This is a genomic window from Mesorhizobium sp. M2C.T.Ca.TU.002.02.1.1 (assembly GCF_003997225.1).
This window is the reverse complement of the sequence record NZ_RZTO01001192.1, coordinates 1-1,308: the sequence shown is the minus strand read 5'-3', so window position 1 is coordinate 1,308 and position 1,308 is coordinate 1. Positions and strand designations below refer to the sequence as shown.

Below are 1,308 nucleotides of genomic sequence, written 5' to 3'. Positions count from 1 at the left end.
CGCCAGCATCTGGCGACCATCGCGCCGCTGGCGGAGAAGGTCGGCCTGCGCACCGCCATCCTGACCGGGCGCGAGAAGGGCCGCGAGCGCACCGAAACGCTTGCAGGGCTCGCCAGCGGCGCGATCGACATCGTCGTCGGCACGCACGCGCTGTTCCAGGAGACCGTGACGTTCCACGACCTGGTGCTCGCCGTCGTCGACGAGCAGCATCGCTTCGGCGTCCACCAGCGCCTCGCCATCACCGCCAAGGGCGACGCACCCGACATGTTGGTGATGACGGCGACCCCCATCCCGCGCACGCTGGTGCTGACCGCCTTTGGCGACATGGATGTCTCGAAACTGACCGAGAAGCCGGCCGGCCGGCAGCCGATTCGCACCGTGACCTTGCCGATGGAGCGGCTGGATGAGTTGGTCGGACGCATGCTCGATGCCGTCGCCGACGGCCAGAAGATCTACTGGATCTGCCCGCTGGTCGAGGAATCCGAGGAAATAAAACTGATGTCGGCGGAGGATCGCTTTGCCTCGCTGAAACCGTTATTCGGCGACCGCATCGGCCTGGTGCACGGCCGCATGAAGGGGGCCGAAAAGGACGAGGCGATGCGCGCCTTCAAGCAGGGAGAGACGCGCATTCTGATCGCCACCACCGTCATCGAGGTGGGCGTCGACGTGCCCGACGCCACAATCATGGTCATCGAGCATGCCGAACGCTTCGGCCTTGCCCAGTTGCACCAGTTGCGCGGCCGCGTCGGGCGCGGCGACAAGCCGTCCTCCTGCGTGCTGCTCTACAAGGACCCGCTCGGCGAGACCGCGAAACGCCGGCTTTCGGTGATGCGGGAGACGGAGGACGGCTTCAAGATCGCCGAGGAGGATTTGAAACTGCGCGGCGAAGGCGAGTTGCTGGGCACCCGCCAGTCCGGCACGCCCGGCTTCCAGGTCGCGCGCCTGGAGTTTCATGCGGACCTGCTCGAAGCCGCGCGCGACGACGCGCGGCTGATCCTGTCGCGCGACCCGGAACTGCAGTCCGAACGTGGCGAGGCGCTGCGCCTGCTGCTTTACCTGTTCGGCCGTGACGAAGCGGTACGGCTGCTGCGCGCCGGCTGAGCGGCGCCGACCGCCGGGTTGGCAAGGCCGCCTTCGACGGGCTCGCCATTCAGCGTCACCAGCTTGGCCTTGACCTCCGGCGCCACCATGCCGGCCGACACGATCAGCTTGGCGCCGTCCTCGATCGACATGTCGAGCGGCACGATCTCGGATTTGTGCACATACATCAGGAAGCCGGTGGTCGGGTTGGGCGTGCAGGGCATGAAG

Annotated in this window: 1 protein-coding gene and 1 pseudogene; one reads left to right on the top strand and one right to left on the bottom strand. The window is 67.1% G+C overall.

Annotated features, from left to right (window positions below; translation table 11 throughout):
• Positions 1 to 1,101: ATP-dependent DNA helicase RecG (locus EOD07_RS34645; protein ID WP_164772853.1), on the top strand; the 1,101-nt coding region annotated here is incomplete at its 5' end.
• Here the strand turns inward: EOD07_RS34645 and EOD07_RS34640 are convergent.
• A pseudogene (locus EOD07_RS34640) lies at positions 1,053 to 1,308 on the bottom strand (hypothetical protein); the annotation flags it as partial. The gene EOD07_RS34645 and the pseudogene EOD07_RS34640 overlap by 49 nt on opposite strands.